15 protein-coding genes and 1 riboswitch are annotated in these 19,192 nt (G+C 63.5%); of the genes, 8 read left to right on the top strand and 7 right to left on the bottom strand.

Translation table 11 applies throughout. The features are described from left to right. Nucleotides 1-171: 171 nt before the first annotated feature. Entirely contained in the window at nt 172-894 is a 723-nt protein-coding gene (locus FJ958_RS14065; RefSeq protein WP_140743509.1) for a FadR/GntR family transcriptional regulator, read from the bottom strand. Nucleotides 895-1,157: 263 nt separating this feature from the next. On the opposite strand from FJ958_RS14065, the gene FJ958_RS14060 reads away from it, so the two are divergent. Next, nucleotides 1,158-3,083 carry an autotransporter domain-containing protein gene (locus FJ958_RS14060; RefSeq protein WP_181176390.1) on the top strand — a complete coding sequence of 642 codons (1,926 nt, stop codon included), beginning with the start codon at nt 1,158-1,160 and terminating at the stop codon, nt 3,081-3,083. Nucleotides 3,084-3,191: 108 nt separating this feature from the next. Here the strand turns inward: FJ958_RS14060 and FJ958_RS14055 are convergent, their stop codons facing one another. Both FJ958_RS14055 and FJ958_RS14050 read right to left on the bottom strand, forming a co-directional pair. After that, nucleotides 3,192-3,662 carry a 6,7-dimethyl-8-ribityllumazine synthase gene (locus FJ958_RS14055; protein WP_140743505.1) on the bottom strand — a complete coding sequence of 157 codons (471 nt, stop codon included), beginning with the start codon at nt 3,660-3,662 and terminating at the stop codon, nt 3,192-3,194. 78 nt (nt 3,663-3,740) lie between these two features. After that, a riboswitch (FMN riboswitch) is annotated at nt 3,741-3,943 on the bottom strand. Nucleotides 3,944-4,022: 79 nt separating this feature from the next. Further along, a complete protein-coding gene (locus FJ958_RS14050; RefSeq protein WP_140743777.1) occupies nt 4,023-5,192 on the bottom strand; it encodes an MFS transporter in 1,170 nt (389 codons plus the stop codon). A gap of 49 nt (nt 5,193-5,241) precedes the next feature. On the opposite strand from FJ958_RS14050, the gene FJ958_RS14045 reads away from it, so the two are divergent. Further along, nucleotides 5,242-5,781 (top strand): Lrp/AsnC family transcriptional regulator, encoded by a 540-nt coding sequence (locus FJ958_RS14045; RefSeq protein WP_140743503.1) that lies wholly within the window; start codon nt 5,242-5,244, stop codon nt 5,779-5,781. Between the two features lie 35 nt (nt 5,782-5,816). On the opposite strand, the gene mtnA is transcribed toward FJ958_RS14045, so the two are convergent. Together mtnA and mtnK are read right to left on the bottom strand one after the other, a co-directional pair. Continuing rightward, the gene (mtnA, locus tag FJ958_RS14040; protein ID WP_140743501.1) at nt 5,817-6,911 is read right to left on the bottom strand and encodes an S-methyl-5-thioribose-1-phosphate isomerase; all 1,095 of its coding nucleotides are present in this window, start codon (nt 6,909-6,911) and stop codon (nt 5,817-5,819) included. After that, nucleotides 6,908-8,179, bottom strand: coding sequence for an S-methyl-5-thioribose kinase (gene mtnK, locus FJ958_RS14035; RefSeq protein ID WP_140743499.1), 1,272 nt, complete (start codon nt 8,177-8,179; stop codon nt 6,908-6,910). The genes mtnA and mtnK overlap by 4 nt, the downstream gene beginning before the upstream one ends. Nucleotides 8,180-8,314: 135 nt before the next feature. Here mtnK and FJ958_RS14030 point away from each other — a divergent pair, with 135 nt between their 5' ends. The 3 genes from FJ958_RS14030 (at nt 8,315) to FJ958_RS14020 (ending at nt 12,003) form a co-directional block, all read left to right on the top strand. Then, on the top strand, nt 8,315-9,826 hold the full coding sequence (locus FJ958_RS14030) for a sugar ABC transporter ATP-binding protein (RefSeq protein ID WP_140743497.1): 1,512 nt from the start codon (nt 8,315-8,317) through the stop codon (nt 9,824-9,826). A gap of 81 nt (nt 9,827-9,907) precedes the next feature. Beyond that, nucleotides 9,908-10,903, top strand: a complete 996-nt coding sequence (locus FJ958_RS14025; RefSeq protein WP_140743495.1) for an ABC transporter permease — start codon at nt 9,908-9,910, stop codon at nt 10,901-10,903. A gap of 47 nt (nt 10,904-10,950) precedes the next feature. Further along, nucleotides 10,951-12,003, top strand: a complete 1,053-nt coding sequence (locus tag FJ958_RS14020; RefSeq protein ID WP_140743493.1) for a substrate-binding domain-containing protein — start codon at nt 10,951-10,953, stop codon at nt 12,001-12,003. Nucleotides 12,004-12,071: 68 nt separating this feature from the next. On the opposite strand, the gene FJ958_RS14015 is transcribed toward FJ958_RS14020, so the two are convergent. Together FJ958_RS14015 and FJ958_RS14010 are read right to left on the bottom strand one after the other, a co-directional pair. Next, on the bottom strand, nt 12,072-14,126 hold the full coding sequence (locus FJ958_RS14015) for a bifunctional aldolase/short-chain dehydrogenase (RefSeq protein WP_140743491.1): 2,055 nt from the start codon (nt 14,124-14,126) through the stop codon (nt 12,072-12,074). 91 nt (nt 14,127-14,217) lie between these two features. Continuing rightward, nucleotides 14,218-15,183: a sugar-binding transcriptional regulator gene (locus FJ958_RS14010; RefSeq protein WP_140743489.1), complete on the bottom strand. Its 966-nt coding sequence runs from the start codon at nt 15,181-15,183 to the stop codon at nt 14,218-14,220. A gap of 201 nt (nt 15,184-15,384) precedes the next feature. Between FJ958_RS14010 and FJ958_RS14005 the strand changes: the two genes are divergently transcribed. The 3 genes from FJ958_RS14005 to FJ958_RS13995 all read left to right on the top strand — a co-directional run bounded on the left by FJ958_RS14005 (nt 15,385) and on the right by FJ958_RS13995 (nt 19,013). Then, the gene (locus tag FJ958_RS14005; RefSeq protein ID WP_140743487.1) at nt 15,385-17,025 is read left to right on the top strand and encodes an acyl-CoA synthetase; all 1,641 of its coding nucleotides are present in this window, start codon (nt 15,385-15,387) and stop codon (nt 17,023-17,025) included. Between the two features lie 185 nt (nt 17,026-17,210). After that, nucleotides 17,211-17,816, top strand: coding sequence for a TetR family transcriptional regulator (locus FJ958_RS14000; protein WP_140743485.1), 606 nt, complete (start codon nt 17,211-17,213; stop codon nt 17,814-17,816). Nucleotides 17,817-17,870: 54 nt separating this feature from the next. Continuing rightward, nucleotides 17,871-19,013, top strand: a complete 1,143-nt coding sequence (locus tag FJ958_RS13995) for an efflux RND transporter periplasmic adaptor subunit (RefSeq protein WP_140743483.1) — start codon at nt 17,871-17,873, stop codon at nt 19,011-19,013. The last annotated feature ends 179 nt before the right edge of the window (nt 19,014-19,192 follow it).

Raw genomic sequence — 19,192 nt, 5'->3', positions numbered from 1 at the left:
TTCCGCGCGACCGCAACCGCCGCGGACCGACCCGGCCGCAAATCTTCTTACAGCGCGATAAAGGCTGGCTCCCTATTGACCGCACTCCGCCGGACGGATCGAATGCGATGTCGGCGTCGGGGGAAGAGGGTTCGGTCCGGGACGCCCAGCGCTGAGTGTGCGCAACGCGCCTTATTTCTGTCTGCCAAGCCGGGCCGCGAGGGAACGCCGCACATCCTCTTCCGCCCCGTCCAGCAGGTCGATCAGAAGTTTGCTGGTGGCTGCCGGGTCGCGCTTTTCGATGTTCTCCACAATCTGCCGGTGCAGGCTGAGCGAGTGGCGCTGGCCGGCCGGATTGTCGTCCGAAAGCCGGAAGCTGATCACCAGCGCGGTCTCGATCAAGGCGGCGAGCGACCCGATCAGCTCGTTGCCCGACATGTGCAGGATGGTCTGGTGGAATGCCAGATCCGGTACTGCGAAGCGTTCGCCGTCGTCGCCGGCCCGTTCCATCTCTTCCAGGATTGCCCGCAATTCAGCGATCTGCTCCGGGCTGGCGCGCTCCGCCGCCAGGGCCCCGGCCGTCGGCTCGATCGCGCGGCGCAGTTCGAACAGCGAACGCGCCTCCTCGGCCGTGGTTCTCGAGCCGAAACGCCACAAAAGCACATCGGGGTCGAGGAAATTCCAATCCTTGCGCGGGCGCACCCTGGTCCCCGTCCTGGGGCGCATTTCCACCATCCCCTTGCCCGCCAGCACCTTGACGACCTCTCGCAGGCCGGTGCGACTTGCGCCATAGGAGGCGCTCCAGTCGTCGCCATTCGGCAGCTGATCGCCCGGAATCAATTCGCCGCGCACGATGCTGAGACCGATTTCGTTGAGCAGCCTGGCGTGAAGGCCGGAATGAGACGAGCCAGCCATGCGGGACGTCATCCGGGATGCCCGGGGAGGGGCGCCTGAAATCTTCATACTATTCCCATTATTCATACGATTGTCACGTGCCCGCCCTAGTGAGCACATCGTTGAACTCTCCGCCAGAGCGATCGACGAACCGAAGCGCAGATGGCACCCGAAGAGCCATAAAAATCTCGAGTCTGGTCATCGCCGACGGCGCCTCGCCGTCGTTGGCCGATGTCGTGCGCGTCGAGCCGTCGATCATACACACCAACAGGAATGCGCCAGAAATGTCTCCCAAGATGATTGACCACGCCAGCAAAGCCGCCCTGAGGGGAACGGCCTGCCTTCCGAAAACCATAACCTCCTGCATCGTGCTGTCCAGCGCCCTTGCCATGACATCCGTGCCGGCGTTTGCCGTCGAACCCTGGATCATGGTCGAAAAGACGATCTTTACCGGCGATGCGATAACCTCGAAGCAGCAGGGCGTGACCACGGACGGCACGAACTGGTACTTCTCCGGTACCAATATTCTCGAGCGCACGGACAAGAACTACAATCCCTCCCTGACGGTCTCGCCCGCCATTCCCGATAGTCTCAAGCTTCCGTCCCAATATTCCGACATCGGGCTGAACCATATCGGCGACATCGATTACGCCGACGGGCTTCTCTACATTTCGCTGGACTCGAGCAAGCGCGACCCGGTCACCGGGGGCAAGTACGAAAACCCGGTTTTCGCGGTCTATCGTGCGAGTGACATGAGCTTCACCGGGCAGGCCTTTTCGCTCAACCCGCCGCACGGCATCCATGACATCGCCAGTTGGGTGGCCGTCGATGCCAAGAACGGCCTCGGCTACGGCATGGCCTATGAGAATGCGACGGAAATAGCGGTCTACAATCTGTCGGACTGGAGCTTCAAGGAATACATCCCGCTGACGCACACGATCGACCAGGCGCAAGGGGGCAAACTCCTCAACGGCTGGATGTATTTTTCGACCGACAATGACGATAAGATCATCTACCGGGCGAACCTCAAGACCGGCGAAGTCGAAAACCTCGGCAACCTGAAAATCGACAGCGAGCAGGAAGTCGAAGGTCTTTCCTTCAACCAGACGAAGGACGGCTGGTCGATGTACATCCTCAACCGGGAAGCGCTGGAGGGCAACCCGAACGAAGAAGCGGTAGGCTTCTATCGCTATCTGCGCCCCTTTGGAAACGCGCTCTCCGGCGAGATCCACGCCGATATCAATGGCGCGCTTGTCGAGGATAGCCGCTTCGCGCGGGACGCCGCCAACCGCCGATTGCAATCCGCCTTCGACGCGGTCTCCGCACCCGTTCTGACCACCGCCAGCATCGACGCCGGCGGCGTGCACGCCGCGCCGTCCACCGCCGACGGCATCGTGATCTGGAGCGAGGCACTGGCCATGACGGGCGACGCGAACGGATCCGGCGATGCGGCCGCCTTCGGCCGCAAGACAGCCGGGTTCATCGGGGGCGCCGACGCACCTGTCGGAAGCTGGCGGCTCGGCGTGCTCGGCGGCTACAGCAATTCGAGCTTCGATGTCACCGACCGCGACTCATCGGGCTCGAGCGACAACTACAATCTCGGCGTCTATGCCGGCACGCAGTTGGGCCAGTTCGGTTTCCGCGCCGGCGCGATCTATGGCTGGCATGACATCGAAACCAGGCGCAGCGTTGTCTTCCCCGCCTTCAGCGAACAGCTTTCCGCCGATTACAATGCCGCGACGGCGCAGGCCTTCAGCGAGCTTTCCTACCGGTTCGACATCGGGCGCAATGCCTTCGAACCTTTCGCCAACCTCGCCTATGTCCATCTGAAGACCGATGGCTTCGCCGAGACCGGCGGCGCGACGTCTGCCTTGACCGGCCAGGAGATGTCGACCCAGAACACCTTCTCGACGTTCGGTGTTCGTGCTTCGACCCAGTTCGACACGGGAGTGACCGGGGCTGCCCTGCACGGCATGCTGGGCTGGCAGCACGCCTATGGCGATGTCGGGCCGACCTCCGATCTGGCCTTCAACACCGGAGCCTTCTTCACCATTGCGGGCGTGCCGATCGCCAGGGACGCGCTGGCGGTCGAAGCTGGTTTTGATGTTCCGCTGTCCCCCAACGCCACGCTGGGTGCCTCCTATTCCGGCCAGATCGCCAAGGACGTCCAGGGGCATGCCTTCAAGGTCAGTTTCGATCTGAAGCTGTAGACCGCCATCGGCAGGGCCGCGTCCCATCCCGGCACCCCGGGTACAGATCCCGGGACGGGCGACGCGGCCTTGCGTCAGACCAATTGCAAACAGCCTGAGCCGCCGCCTTCATGCCGCGATGTTTTCCCGAGCGGTGAGGATCTCCACACAGGCTTTGGCCGCTTCCTTCCCCTTGACGGTGAAGTGCTCGAAGAAGAAGCGGTGGTGCTCGGCGCTGTCGTGATAGTTGTGCGGTGTCAGCACCGCCGAAAGCACCGGCACGCCGGTGGAGAGCTGCACGTTCATCATGCCGTCGATGACGGCGCCGGCGACGAACTCATGCCGGTAGATGCCGCCATTGACGACGAATGCCGTGCCGAGGATCGCGGCATAGCGGCCGGTCGCGGCCAGGGTCTTGGCATGCAGCGGGATTTCGTAAGCGCCGGGCACGTCGAAGATTTCGACGGCAAAGCGCCCGTCGCCGAGCGCGGCAAGTTCCGCCTCGAAGGCGGCGACACACTGGTCGACGATATCGGCGTGCCAGCGCGCCCTGACAACGGCGATGCGTGTTTCATAGTCTTTGTGGGAATGCTGATTCATGGGTCCATCCTTCCGTTTCGAACCAGAATCAGGACGCACGCCACGAAAGCCGGCCCGCCTGGGGCGGTCCGTTTTCCGTTTCGTCCTCTTTCATCCGGACTGTGACCGTCGGCTCCGGAATCACACCGGATCTGCTGACCTTTCCAACTCTGTTGGAAAGCGCTCGCGGGCTTGGGTCTCGTGCACGACCCCGAAAACCGAAACCGGTTTTCGGAAAGGAACCATGCGAAGTGAGAGTCCTTACCGCCGGTGGGGACTTTCACCCCGCCCTGAGAACATTAACGTGCTTTGTATGAAAGGGCGGGGGTGCCGCTGTCAACCGTGCGGACGCCGGTGGCCCATCACGTCCGTTCGGCTAGTCTAGCGCCATGCCGCCGCCGAAGCGGCAACCAGCATCAGCAGCGCCGCGACCATTGCGCAGATGGCGAAGCCGAAGCTGGAATAGAGCGGGCCGAAACCGGTGGTGCCGACAAAGACCGCTAGGTAGGTCACCGCGCTGTTCAGCCCCATGATCGTGCCGCGCCGCGAGGGATCGAGTGCCGACAGGCGGGTCACCAGGACGTTCAGTCCGAAATGGTTGGCAAGTCCCCACACCGCCACCATGGCCAGGGCCAGCCCGAAATTGTTGCTCGTCGCCGCAAGGGCAACGTAGACAACGGCGACGAGCAGATAGGCGAACGGCATGACGCGGCGGGCACCCAGGCGATCGATCACGCCGTCGAGGAGAGCGGCCGCGCCGAAGCCGATGCCATAGGCGAGCGCGGCCCATCCATTGGCGCTCACCGGCTTGCCCAGTCCGCTGTGCAGGTGATCGCCCAGATAGCCGTAGACACCGTAGAAGGCGGTCATGAAGGCCGCGCAGGCGATGAGAAGCGGCACGATGCCGGGAATGCTCAACGCCGCCAGCGGCGTTGGTGCCGGGCCACTCTTCCTGGCGTCGCTGAGCGACGTCATCGCAAGACTTGCCAGCGCGAGGATCGAGAGCAGCGCGACGGCGGCAAAAACGGCGCGCCAATGCACGAGATCGGCAAGCACGGCCGACAAGGAGACCCCGGCCACCATGCTGAGCGTCCATCCGGTCAGCACGACGCCGATGGTCCCGCTTTCGCGGCCAGGTGGCGCAATGGCCGCGGAGCTGGAATAGATGGCCGGCATGGCGACGCCGGCGGCGATGCCGGCGAGTAATTGGGCCGCGACCAGCATCAGCACCGTCGGTGCCGCCGCGCTGGCCACGAGGGCTATCGCCAGCAGCAGCAATGCCCCCTGCAGCATCCGGCGTGCGCCGAGCCGGTCGATGTAGCGTGCCAGGAACAGGGCGCTTGCCGAGGTTCCGAGGCCAAACGCTGCCGCCGCGACCATGACGGCAGGGACGCTGGTTCCGAACGACACCGCCACGGCAGGGGCTATCGGCCCAAGAACCAGCGAGTTCGAGCCGATCACGGCGATGCACCCGGTCAACAGATAGGCCAGGGCCGGGATGGGCGGCCGGGCGTTTGCGGTTAGAGCTGCTGCTTGATTGCTGTTCGACATATCGCCATAATGGCCGTATTTCATTCAGCTGCAATCGGGAATTCTCTCCATGGATGAAGAAACAAATGGCATTCCGCAGAACAGGCCCCCGGCCAGGGATATCGATGCAATCGACCGAAAGATATTAGGCGTGCTGGTCGACGACGCCACGGTCAGCTATGCCGAACTCGGTGATCGCGTTGGGCTTTCCCCGCCGGCCGCGCACGAGCGGGTGAAGCGGCTGCGGCGCAGCGGCGCCATTCGCAACACCGCCGCCATCATCGATCCCCATGCGGTAAGCAAGCCGTTGCTCGCCTTCGTCCATATCGACACAAGGGGCTGGGGCAAGACCCCGGAGTTGATGGCGATTTCCGAATACCCTGAGGTCGAGGAGATCCACACGGTCGCCGGCGATACCTGCGTGCTGCTCAAGGTCCGTACCGAGGACACGAGGGCGCTCGAAGGGCTTCTCTCGCGCCTTTACGACACGCCCGGCGTTACGTCGACGCGCAGCTATGTGGTGCTGTCGACCTATCTCGAACGACCGGTACAGCCCGGCATCACGGGACAATGGCCAATGCCGCGACACCTGGTCAGGCCGCTCTATTAGGCGCCTGGCCAGGGGTTACTGGATACTCGAAGCTGTTAGGCGCGCTCGGGGAACATCGCCTTCAGGCCATCGCGCGAGGCCTTGGCGACGCCGCGTTCGGTGATCAGACCGGTGACCAGCCGCGCCGGTGTCACGTCGAAGGCAGGGTTCGCGGCGGGCGTCGCCTCCGGGGAGACGCGCACCTGGGCGATTTCGCCGCCGGCGGTCTTGCCCCAGACCAGCGAAACCTCGTCGGCCGAGCGCTGCTCGATCGGGATCTCCTTGAGCCCGTCATGCACCGTCCAGTCGATGGTGGGCGACGGCAGCGCGACATAGAACGGCACGTCGTTGTCGGCGGCGGCGAGCGCCTTGAGATAGGTGCCGATCTTGTTGCACACATCGCCGTCGGCGGTGGTGCGGTCGGTGCCGACGATGACCATGTCGATGTCGCCACGCTGCATCAGGTGACCCCCGGCATTGTCGACGATGAGCGTGTGCGGCACGCCGTGGCCTGCCATCTCCCAGGCGGTTAGCTGGGCGCCCTGGTTGCGCGGCCGCGTCTCGTCGACATAGACGTGGACGGGAATGCCGGCCTCGGCCGCCAGGTAGATCGGCGCGGTTGCGGTGCCGTAGTCGACGGTCGCCAGCCAGCCGGCGTTGCAATGGGTTAGGATGTTGACCGTCTCGCCCGGCTGCTTGCGTGCGGCGATCGCCTTGATGATCGCAAGTCCGTTTTCGCCGATGGCACGGTTCAGCCCGACGTCCTCGTCGGCGATTTCACTGGCGCGCCGATAGGCGGCCGCGGCACGTTGTTCTGTTGGCAGCGGACGAAGGAAGCGCCGCATCTCGTCGAGCGCCCAGCGCAAATTGATCGCGGTTGGACGTGTCTCATGCAAGGTCTCCCACACGGCATCGAGCGCGGCATCGGACGCATCGTCCGTCATCTGCATGGCGACGCCATAGGCGGCGGTGACGCCGATCAGCGGCGCGCCGCGCACCCACATGTCGCGAATGGCGGTGGCGATGCCGGATACCGTGCCGATTCTCTCGACACGGAAATCATGCGGCAGCCAGCGCTGGTCTATGATGTCGACCGAACGCCCGTCATCGCTCAGCCAGATGGTCCGGTAGTGGCGGTCGCCGACGTTCAAATTCCGCTCTCCTGTTCGATCAGCGCGGCCAAATCATTGACCTCGTCGATGCTGTGAATCTGACGCCGGTTGACGGCGATGTGACGGCCGAATTTCAGCGCCTTCGCTTCACAACTGGCGCGCAGGTCTTCATCGGCAATGGTTTCGAAATCGGCATTGTGGGCGAGACCGAGGATGCGCCTGTGCACCTCGATGCCGGCAAAGCCGAGCAGATCGGTCCAGATCTGGTGCAGCACATGGTCGAGCGCCTGCTCAGAGCCGAGCCTGTCGCCCTGATCCTCGAACAAGCTCTTCTGGTAAAGCATGCCGGTGCGCTCAGTGCGCCACAGATGCGAGAATTCGGCGCGGAACACCGCCCATGTCTCGACGATGACATCGAGCAGGTAGGCGCGCATGGCATCGCGCTTGCCCTGTTGCTCATGTCCGCGCTGCGAGAAGAACGACATCCAGAAATTTGCGAGCAGCATGCCGACATCGAAAGCCATCGGGCCATAGAAGGCGAATTCTGGATCGATCATCCGGGTCTCTGTGTCGGTGACCATGATAGAGCCGGAATGCAGGTCGCCATGCAGCAGCGTCTCGGCATTGGCGGCGAAGATATGCTTCAGCCGCTGCGCCTCGACCTTGAGGTCGCGGTCGGCGCGCAGTTCTGCAACCAGGCTGTCGAGCTGCGGGCTGGTGTGCCGGTTCATCTTGGCGTCGAAGTAGGGGTCTGAGAACACCAGGTTCTCGGTGATGTCGCAAAGTTCGACATTGTCGGCGAACAGCGCCAGATCGGCCTTGCGATCCCTGGCTGTCATCGACAGATCGGAGCCGCGAAACAGCGTACGGGCCATGAACAGGCCGATATCCCTGGCAATGTTCGGCAGCTGGCGGCCTTCGATCAGCGCCCGCCGCAGAATGATGTGCGGCGACAGATACTCCATGATGATAAGCGCCTGGGCTTCATCGAAATGATGGATCGCCGGCACCGAGCCCGGCGCGCGTGCCTCCTGCCGGGTCAGCGCGTGATACTCGAAGAAGGAACGCTTCAGCGGCAGCGGCCAGCTGTCGCCGACTAGGCGGACATAGGGCAGGGCCTGCTTGACCACGGCGGCACCGCTGGCGCCCTCGACGATGAACACAAGGTTCAGGTTGCCGTCGCCGACTTCGCGGACCTTCCATTGTGTCGCGTCCTTGCCGATCTTCGCGCGCAGCGCCTCGTTCGTGCCGAGGCGCGTCGCAAGCGTCTCCACCGACAATGCTTCGAACGGCAATTTCCCAGTCATTCTTCCCTCCCGCTTATTTGCTCCGATCATAAGGGAGCCTTGGCGGCGGGGCCAAGCTAGCAAGCTGTCTGGCAATTGTCAATCGTGTTGACAATTGCCGACATTGACCATAGCGTCACGGTCAGGGAGGAACGCATGATCGGCAATGCCGTGTTCCGCGTGGAGGGACTGAGGAAATACTTTGGCCGCAACGAGGTGCTTGGCGGCATCTCGCTCGAGCTGCATTCCGGCGAGGTCACCGTGCTGATGGGCGCCAACGGCGCCGGCAAATCCACCCTCGTCAAGATCATTAGCGGCGTCTACGAGCGTGGCGGCGGCACCATGACGCTTGCCGGGCAGGACTTCGCGCCGAACACGCCGGCGGAAGCAATCCGCGCCGGCGTCGTCACCGTGCACCAGAATATCAATGACGGTGTGGTCGCAGACCTCGATGTCGCCACCAACCTGACCCTGGACAGGCTGAGCGGCAAAGGCGCGCCGACCCTGTTCAATCCCGCCCGCGTGCGCCGCGAGGCCAAGGCGGTCGCCGACCGCATGGGTTTGGCCATCGATCTCAAGGCCCGCGTCAACGATCTATCGCTGGCCGATCGCCAGATGGTGGCGATTGCCCGCGCTCTTGCGCATCAGCCCAAAGTGCTGATCCTCGACGAACCGACCTCATCGCTCTCAAGTGCTGAAGCCGACCGGCTGTTCGCGCTGGTCGACCGGCTGCGCGAGCAAGGCGTGGCGATCCTCTACATCTCGCATCGCATGTCGGACATCAGGCGGCTCGCCGACCGCATCGTCTCGATGCGCGACGGCGTCATTTCAGGCGTCTTCGATACCAAACCGCTCGATTATGAAGGCGCGGTCAACGCCATGCTCGGCCGCAAGATCCATCTCGACCGGATCATTGCCAGGAGTTCCGCCAAGGCGGTGCTGACTGTTGCAGGCCTTCGCATCGGGCAGGGCGCCAGGCCGATTTCGCTGACGCTTGGCGATGGCGAGGTGGTCGCCATCACCGGCCTCGTCGGTGTCGGCAAGACAGCCCTTGCCGAGACGCTGTTCGGTGTGCGCCGGCCGCTCGCCGGCACCATGACGATGAACGGCAGGCCCTATGCACCGCGCTCGGCCGGCGACGCGATCGCCGCCGGTGTGTTCCTCGTTGCCAAGGACCGCGCCACCAGCGGCATCGTTGGCGGCTTCAACATCGAGCGCAATGTCAGCCTGCCGTTCCTCAGGCGCATGTCGAATTTCAGCGTGCTCAGGCGCCGCCTCGAACGCAGCGCCGCGCGCCGGCAGATCGAGGAACTGGGCATTGTCTGCCGCTCCGAGAAGGACGAGATGTCGGCATTGTCGGGCGGCAACCAGCAGAAGGTGATGGTCGCCCGCTGGATGGCGCAGAATGCCGCGCTGTTCATCCTCGACGAGCCGTTTCAGGGCGTCGACATTTCGGCCAGGCGCGACATCGCCGCCAAGCTCAGGGCAAGCGCCAATGGCCGCGCGACGCTTCTGTTCGTCACCGAACTCGACGAGGCGCTGGAGACGGCGGACCGCATCCTGGTGATGTCAGAACACACGATCGTCGGCGAACACCGCAACGCCGATGTCGACCTCGATCGCCTGCTGGCCGAGGTCGCCGGCGGACCGCTGCACAGCGCTGCCTGAGCGGGCGGCCGATGGAATTGGAATAGGGGACATCATGGGTTCGAGTTGGGTAAATGGGGCGGCGGCGCCGGGATGCGCCGAATGACGCTTCGTGACTATGCCATCCGCTATGGCTTCATCGTCCTGCTGGTCGGGCTCGTCGCTTATTTCGCGATTGCCGCCGACGGGTTCGTCTCGCCGCAAAGCGCCGTCTTCATCTTCCAGTCGGTCGCCATCACCGGCGTTCTGGCGCTCGGCGTCACCGCCACGCTGGTGGTCGGCGGCTTTGATCTCTCGATCGGTTCGGTCGCCACCTCGGCCATGATGGCGGCGGCCTATGTCATGGTTGTGCTGGAGCAGAACGCCGTCGTGGCGGTCATCGTCTGCCTGCTGATCGGCGCCGTCGTCGGGCTCATCAACGGCTGGCTGATCGTCTATATGCGCGTGCCCGATCTCCTGGCGACGCTCGGCATGATGTTCCTGCTTGTCGGCCTGCAGCGCATTCCGACCGAGGGCCGCTCGATCGCCACCGGCATGACCATGCCCGATGGTTCTGTCGCCAACGGCAAGTTCGGCGACGCCTTTCTGGCGCTTGGCCGCCACCGCTTCGATTTTTTCATCCCGAACCTCATTCCGGTGTCGGTCGTCGTGCTGTTGGTACTCGCGCTGCTGATCTGGTTCTTCCTCGAATACACCCGCTTCGGCCGCATGATGTACGCCGTCGGCTCCAATGAGCGTGCCGCCGAACTCGCCGGTGCGCCTGTCAAGGCATATAAGATCTGGGCCTACGTTATTTCAGGAGTCTTTGCCTCGATCGGCGGCATTTTGCTCGCGGCCCGGCTTGGACGCGGTGACATCGCCTCGGGTAATAATCTGCTGCTCGATGCGGTGGCCGCGGCGCTGATCGGCTACGCGGTGCTTGGCGCCGCCAAGCCGAACGCCTTCGGCACGGCCGTCGGCGCGCTGTTCGTCGGCATCTTGCTGCAAGGCCTGACCATGATGAACGCGCCTTACTACACGCAGGATTTCGTCAAGGGCGTGGTTCTGGTCGTCGCCCTTGTCTTCACCTTTGCGCTTTCGGGCAGGGGCAGGAGGTAGTTTCGGCCGGACGGTATTTTGGATTCAACAAAAGTGGAGGAAACAAGGTGAACATCACAAGAAGACTTCTGGGGAAGGTGGCGCTCGGACTGGCCGGCGCAACCGTGCTGATGCAGGTTCCGGCTTTTGCCGCGGACAAGCCAGCGCCGTTCGACAAGCCCGGCGTCAAGATCGCGCTGGTCCGCTATCTCTCGACCGGCGACTTCTTCCAGGCCTATCTCTCCGGCGTCCAGGCGCAGTCCAAGGCGCTCGGCATCGACCTGCGCGTGCTCGACAGCCGCCAGGACGCCGCCCTCCAGTCGGACATGGTCGACCAGGCCATCGCGCTCGGCGTGCAGGGCATCATTATCCAGCATGGCCTGACGGAATCGATGAAGGACGCCGCCCAGCGTGCGGTTGACGCCGGCATCAAGGTGGTGGCTTTCGACGTCAATGTCGAAAACCCCAAGATCCCGCAGATCGAACAGTCGGACAAGGACCTTGCCCGCCTCGCACTCGAACAGGCGGTCAAGGACAATGGCGAAAGCTGGAACGCCGGCTATGTCTATGTCGCCGGTATCGCGCCGCTCGACCGCCGCAACGAGACCTGGGTCGACGTGAAGAAGAAATATGCGGGCATCAAGGAAGTCGCCATGTTCGGCACGCTCGACAACCCGATCGCCAACTCCGTTGCCAATCAGGCACGTTCGGTGCTGTCGGCTCACCCCGACATCAAGGTGATGTTCGCCCCCTATGACGAGTTCGCCAAGGGTGTGAAGATCGCCGTCGACGAGGCGGGGCTGAACAAGGGCATCAAGATCTACTCGGCCGATATCTCGACCTCCGACATATCAGCGATGCGCGAGCCCGACAGCGCCTGGGCCGCCACCGCCGCCACCAACCCGGCCGTCGTCGGCCAGGTCTCCGTGCGCGCGCTGGCTCAATTGCTCGCCGGCGAGGATCCCGGCCACAACGTCATCGTACCGCCGACGTTGATCACCCAGAAGGAGCTGATCGACAAGGATATCAAGAACATGGAAGACCTGTCGGCCAAGCTGCCGCAGTTCGCCCATGCCGATGTCGCCATGCCGGCCTGGATGCCGAACCCGAACGCGAAGTAAGGCTCGTCAACACACAAAGGAAAAGGGCGACCCGTGAGCCGCCCTTTTTTATTGTCAATTGGAGGTGTTTACCGCAGCGCCGCCGCGATGTTGCCGCCGTCGACGGTCGTCACGTCGGCGGTCGTGCGTTCGGCCAGCGCATGATGCAGGAAGGCCTGCGCCACGTCCTGCGCCGTCACTTCCTGCCCGAGCAGGTTGCCGGACATGTATTCCTTCTCCGACACGCCGCGCGCGCCTGAGCGGCTGGCGATCATGGCGTCGGTCAAAAGGCCGGACCGGATGCGGTCGGCATTGACGGCGTTGGAACGGATGCCGTAAGCGCCGTAATCGAGCGCATACTGCCTGGACAGGAACAGCGTCGCCGCCTTCGGCACTCCATAGGCGCCGAACTTCGGTCCTGGATTGACCGCCTGCTTGGAGGTGTTGAACAAAAGCGCTCCGCCCGTACCCTGTTCCAGCATGATGCGCACGGCGTTCTGCGCCACCGACTGGTGGGCGAAGAAGTTGAGCTCGAAGCTCTTGCGCAGCAGCTCATCGTCGAGTTCGCCGATGCGGCCTTCCCAGGCCGCGCCCGCATTGGACACCAGTATGTCGACACCACCGAACACGGCAACCGCCTTGTCGAAGGCGGCGCGCACCTGTGCCGGGTCGGTGATGTCGGCACCAATGCCGATCGAATTGTTGCCGGCTTTCTTGGCCGCATCTGCGGCCTTTTCGGCATCGAGATCGACGACCACGGCATGGGCGCCATTGTCGGCGAACAGCTTGGCGGTCGCCGCGCCGATCGCGCCGGCACCGCCGGTGATCAGCACCACCTGGCCGGTCAGCGGCTTCGGTTTGTTGGAAGCAAGCTTGGCCTGTTCGAGCGACCAGTACTCAAGCGGGAACAGATCGGCTTTGGAAAGTGGGTGGAAATGCCCGACCGCTTCGGCGCCGCGCACCGCCTCGATCCACATCTCGCCGACGTCGGAAGCGATCCTTGCGTCCTTCAGCGTGCGGCCATGGCCGAACATGCCGAGGCCTGGCACCAGCGTCAGGCGCGGCATGGGGTCGAGCATGGTCCGCTTGACGTCGTCGAGCGCGTCGTTTGTCTCGAAATAGGCGCGATAGTCCTTGGCGAAGGCGTCGACATGGCTCTTGATAACGCCCTTGTAGTCGCCGATCTTTTCGGCATCCGGCGCCGGCACGGCCATCGGTCCGGTCTTGATGCGGATCGACAGATCCGGCGTCGACACGCCGCGCCCGGCATAGTCGGCGATCTTGGATGAGTTGATGAAATCGACGATTGCGTCCGAGGTGCGGAAATCGCTGATCATGCGGTCGAAGCGGCCTTCGCCGCGCGCCACCGCGACAGCGCCGCGCAGCATCGGCGCGATTGAGCCCGGTGTCGCGAGCCTTGCCGGCAGCACTGCCTTTGCCGCCGTCGGCTTAGCGTGCTTGGCGACATAATCCTCGGCGACATTCACATAGTGGATCATCCGGTCGTAGGCCTGCTTGGCATCGTCGCCGAAGGTGAAGATGCCATGCTTGTCGAGGATCAGGCCTTCGACATCAGGGTCGGCATCAAAAACGTCGGCCGCTGCCTTGGCGAGGTCGAAGCCCGGCATGATGTAGGGCACGTAGCCCATCTTCTCTCCGAACACCGTCTTCACCAGGGGCTTGCTGTCTTCCTGGTCGACAATGGCCAGGATGGCGGTCGAATGCGTGTGGTCGACGAATTTGTGCGGCAGGAAGGCGTGCAGCAGCGTCTCTACCGACGGGTTGGGCGAGGAGGGGTCGATGAGGTTCGCCCGTTGCAGCGCAACCATGTCTTCGTCGGAGAGCTTGTCCAGCGTGCGCGCCTTGAGCAGGGCGGCCATCTTGACCGCCGGCAGGCCCTGCGGCTCGATGACCGCCATGTCCCAGCCGCTGCCCTTGACGCACAGCACGTCCCATTCATCGCCGACGAGGTCGGTCGCCTTGGTCTTGCAAGAGGTGTTGCCGCCGCCATGCAGGACCAGTTGCGGCACGCCGCCCAGCAGCCGCGTCGTGTAGACGCGCAGAGCGAGGTCGCGGCCGACGCCCTTCTTCGCATAGTCGGCGACAAGTTTCTCGGCCGCGTCGTCGTTCCACAGGTTCTTCATGTTCGCTTCGTCCAGTTCATGTCTTTGGATGGTGAAACAGGAATGCCGCGACGCCTTGATGACAATGTGCCGGCGGCAAATGTGCTTTTCTTCAGGGTGCTTTCTTGGGCGCCGCTCCGCCATGATCGAGCAGCCGCTGCGCCATGTGCGCGCCGACCACCAGATGCGTGCAAAGTCCGCCGGCGATCGCCGCCAGCAGCGGTTCGAACTTGCTGTCCTCCTGCACCACCATCAGACGCCTGGCGATGGCGCGCAGCGATGCAAGCTCGGCGGAGATCACGCGGCGATTGTAGCTGCAGTCGAGTACCTTGCCCTCGGCATCGATGATCTGACCGGCAATGACACCGGCGGCACCTCGGCTGCGCAACTCCGCCATTTCGCCCGATGTCAGCGCGCCGCATTTGACCAGGTGGCTGTCGGCATCGACAGCGCCGACCGAGTAGAGCGCAAGATCGCAGTCGCTGATATCGGAGAGCTGCTCTCGGATCACCGGCTCGGCCCGCAGCGCGCGTGCCAGATCTTCCGTCGACAGCACCAGCGGTGCGTAGAAATTGAGCCCCTTGGCGTTGAGCCGGCGCGCGATCTCCATCGTGCACTGGTCCGGCCTGTAGGAATAGGGAGCACCGAGATTGCCGCAGAGCTGCACCACCGTCACATCCTGCAGGTCGGCATAGGACATCACGTCGGCGATCGTGTAGATCGTGCGGCCCCAGGCGACGCCGATGCGGTCGCCCTTCTTGACCAGTTCGAGGAACACGCTCGCCGCCAGCACGGCGATATCAGTCGCGGGGTCCGGGATATGTCCGTTTTCCGGCGCGATCCAGACCGCGTCGAGGCCCAGCGCGTCCTCCAGCCTGCGCGCCATCACGTCGTCGGTGAAAAGCTGGGTCGAGGTCGAGATGTTGACGATGCCGGTCTCGCGCGCCTTGCGCAGATACATCGCCACCGAGGCGCGGGAAATGTTAAGCTGGCTCGCCACCTGGTCCTGGCGCAGGCCATGCGCATAGTACAGCCAGGCGGCCTTGTGGATGAGCTGTTCTGCCGGTCGGATCGCCATGCCGTCTCCTCGGCTGACATTAGTCACGGCTCTCGACAAAAGTCAAACTGGGATGTGCGGGCGCGATCGCCTCTCTGCAGACGCTTATCCGGATCGCCGTTCTACAAAGCCGCTATACCTTAGCATTTTCGGTCATTCGAGGGGATAGCCTGAGGAGAGGCCTAAGGTTAGAAAGCTTGAAAGGACTTTGGGGAGGACGGGATGGGAAATCCCTACGAGCAGGATCTCGACCGGAATGCGGCCAACCATCAGCCGCTGACGCCGCTCACCTATCTGGAGCGGGCGGCAAAGACCTATCCTGATCACATCGCCATCATCCATGGCGACCAGCGCGTCACTTATCGCGATTTCTGGCGCCGCTCGCTGAAACTTGCCTCGGCGCTGCAAAAGCGTGGCATCGGCAAGGGCGACACGGTCAGCGTCATGCTGTCCAATACGCCGCCCATGCTGGAGGCGCATTTCGGCGTGCCGATGACTAGGGCGGTGCTGCATTCGCTCAACACCCGCCTCGATGCCGCCGTCATCGCCTTCCAGCTCGACCACGCCGAGACCAAACTGCTGATCGTCGATCGCGAATTCTCCGGCGTCGTCCGGCAAGCGCTCGACATGGCCAAGGTCAGGCCGCTGGTCATCGACTACGACGATCCCGAATACGCCACCGACGCGCCCTATTCCAAGGGCGAGCGGATCGGCAGCATGGATTACGAGGCGTTTGTCGCCGGTGGCGACGAGGATTTCGCCTGGTCGATGCCCGACGACGAATGGGACGCCATCTCGCTCAACTACACCTCGGGCACGACAGGCAATCCCAAGGGCGTCGTCTACCACCATCGCGGCGCGGCGCTGATGGCCTACACCAACACCATCCATGCCGGCATGGCCAAGCACGCCGTCTATCTCTGGACGCTGCCGATGTTCCATTGCAACGGCTGGTGCTTCCCCTGGACGCTCGCGGTCCAGGCCGGCACGCATGTCTGCCTGCGCTGGGTGCGGCCGAAGCCGATCTACGACGCCATTGCCGACCATGGCGTCACCCATCTGTGCGGCGCGCCGATCGTGATGTCGGTGCTGATCAACGCCAGCGAGGAGGACAAGCGCCAGTTCCCGCAGACGGTGACCTTCAACACCGCGGCCGCACCACCGCCGGAAGCCGTGTTGTCCGGCATGGCCGACGCCGGCTTTGCCGTCACCCATCTCTACGGCCTGACCGAGACCTATGGCCCCGCCGTGGTCAACGAGTGGCACAGTGACTGGGACGCGCTCGACAAGGGGGCGAGGGCGGGCAAGAAAGCGAGACAGGGCGTGCGCTATGCAGCGCTCGAAGGCCTGAGCGTCATGGATCCCGAGACGATGAAAACGACGCCGGCCGACGGCGAAACCATCGGCGAGGTCATGTTCCGCGGCAACATCGTCATGAAGGGCTATCTGAAAAACCGCAAGGCGAGTGGCGAAGCCTTCGCCGGCGGCTGGTTCCACTCCGGCGATCTCGGCGTCATGCATCCCGACGGCTACATACAGCTCAAGGACCGCTCCAAGGACATCATCATCTCTGGCGGCGAGAACATTTCCTCGATCGAAGTCGAGGACGCGCTCTACAAGCACCCGTCCGTTGCCTCCTGCGGCGTGGTGGCGCGCCCTGACGACAAATGGGGCGAGGTGCCCGTGGCCTATGTCGAACTGAAGCCCGGCAAGACCGCGACCGAGGCCGAGATCATCGAGCATTGCCGCACGCTGCTCGCCCGCTTCAAAGTGCCGAAAGCGGTGATTTTCGCCGAAATTCCCAAGACCTCGACCGGCAAGATCCAGAAGTTCCGGCTGCGGGAAATGGCCAGGGGTACCTGACTTCGCCATCCTAGGGTGAAGCAGTCGCGAAGCGACGTCGCTGAAACCTTGGGATCGTCGTTGCTTGTCATTGTCACCATATGTCACCAATCGTACGCGTACGCCGATTTCGCGTTGACATAAGGCCTCTTTCGATTTACGACTGACGAAAATTGAAATTCGTCACTAATAAATCGAAAGCGAAGATGTCCGAAGCTGCCAACATGGCCGATGCCGCCAGACAGGAGAATGTCACCCGTATTCTCGATTGCGCCGAGCGCCTGTTCCGCCATTACGGCTATGGCAAGACCAACGTTGCCGACATCGCCCGCGAGCTCGGCATGTCGCCCGCCAACATCTATCGTTTCTTTGCCTCCAAGGTCGAAATCCACCAGGCTGTCTGCGGCCGCATGCTCGGTGTCAGCTATAAGATGGCCTACGAGATCTCCCGTCTGCCGATCAGCGCCGAGGAGCGGCTGCGGCGCTACGTCCACGCGCAGTACAAGATGACGATGGAGGTGTTGCTCGACGACCAGAAGGTCCACGAGATGGTCATCGTCGCGCTCGAACGGGACTGGGGCGTCATCGACAGGCATGTCGACAGCATCCACGACCTTTTAGCGGAAGTGATCCGCGAGGGCATCGAGGCCGGCGAGTTCGCCGAGCAGGATCCGGTGATCGCGTCACGCTGCTTCGGCGCCGCCACCGTGATCCTGTGCCATCCGCAGATGGTGGCGCAGTGCCTCGCCAAGACCAACCGGGCGATGCCCGACGACCTTATCGATTACGCGATCAAGGCCCTGAAGAAATAGCCGCCGCCCGCCGGGCGCCGGTCGACAGTTCATCTCCAGTTCGGGAGTGCCAAGGTGTCTTTGTCCAATTCCATCCTCCGCAGATTGCCGGTCGCCGGCTTGATCGTCGCGGCCCTCGGGCTTGCCGGCTGCAGCCAGGAGAAAGCCGAAGTCAAGGATATCATCCGCCCGGTCAAGGTCGTCGAGATCGCCCAGGCGCATGATACCCGCACATTGTCCTATTCGGGGTCGGTAAGAGCCCGCACCGAAAGCGCCCTGGCTTTCCGCGTCAACGGCAAGATCACGGAGCGCCTTGTCGACATTGGACAGCGTGTGGCGCCCGGCGACGTGCTCGCCCGCATCGATCCCTCCGATTACGACCTTTCGGTCAAGAGTGCGCAAGCCGCGCTCGATGCCGCCGAGCGGCAGGTCGAGACCGTCGAGCTCGCCCGCAAGCGGGCCGAACAGCTCTTTGCCAAGAACTTCGCGCCGAAATCGCAGCTCGAACAGGCGACGCTGACCTATGACCAGGCCGTCGCCACGCGCGATTCCGCCCGCTCGTCGCTTGACCAGGCCAAGAACCAGGTCGGCTATACCGATCTCAAGGCCGACAGGGACGGCATCGTCACCGCGGTCAACGCGGATGTCGGCCAGGTGGTCGGCTCTGGCACGCCGGTAGTCACGGTCGCGGTCGACGGCGAAAAGGAAGTGCTGATCGCGGTGCCGGAAATGGAAATCGCCGAGTTCAAGCCGGGCAAGATCGTCAGGGCCGGCTTCTGGTCCGATAGTGCACTGGCGCTCGACGGCAAGGTCCGCGAGGTTGCCGGCAGCGCCGATCCGCAATCGCGCACCTTTGCCGTCCGCGTCAGCCTGCCCAACGACCCGCGCGTGCTGCTCGGCATGACCGCCAATGTCGAGGCATCGGCGGCCAACGAAAAGCAACTCGTGTCTATCCCGCTGAGCGCGCTGGCGCAGAAGGACAGCCAGTCGATCGTCTGGACCGTCGACCGCGGCGCCGACACCGTCCATGCCCGTCCGGTCAAGGTCGCCGAGTTCGCTGCAGGTGGCGTGCGTGTCGCCGAGGGGTTGAAGCCCGGCGATATCGTGGTCGCCGCCGGCACCCAGTTCATGACCGAGAATCTGAAGGTGAAGCTCGCCGGCGGCATGACGCAACAATCCGCCTCCGCCGAGAGCGATGACGCCAGCCGGCTGCGCTGACGACAGACAGATCGGCCGCGCGTTCCCGCGGCCGCAGGTTTCCGGGCGGCGCACGCCCGAAGGTCGAGACGTCAAGGCCGATGTACCCCCGCATCGATCCTCGCGCCCCACCGCGATGAGTGTCTCTCCGCTCGAAGAGTCGCGCCGCCCGGAAGCCGGTATCGAACGCAGATGATTTC

The organism is Mesorhizobium sp. B2-3-5 (genome assembly GCF_006442395.1).
Taxonomy (GTDB): domain Bacteria; phylum Pseudomonadota; class Alphaproteobacteria; order Rhizobiales; family Rhizobiaceae; genus Mesorhizobium.
Note: the sequence above shows the minus strand (reverse complement) of the source record. Positions and strands in the feature narration are given on the sequence as shown.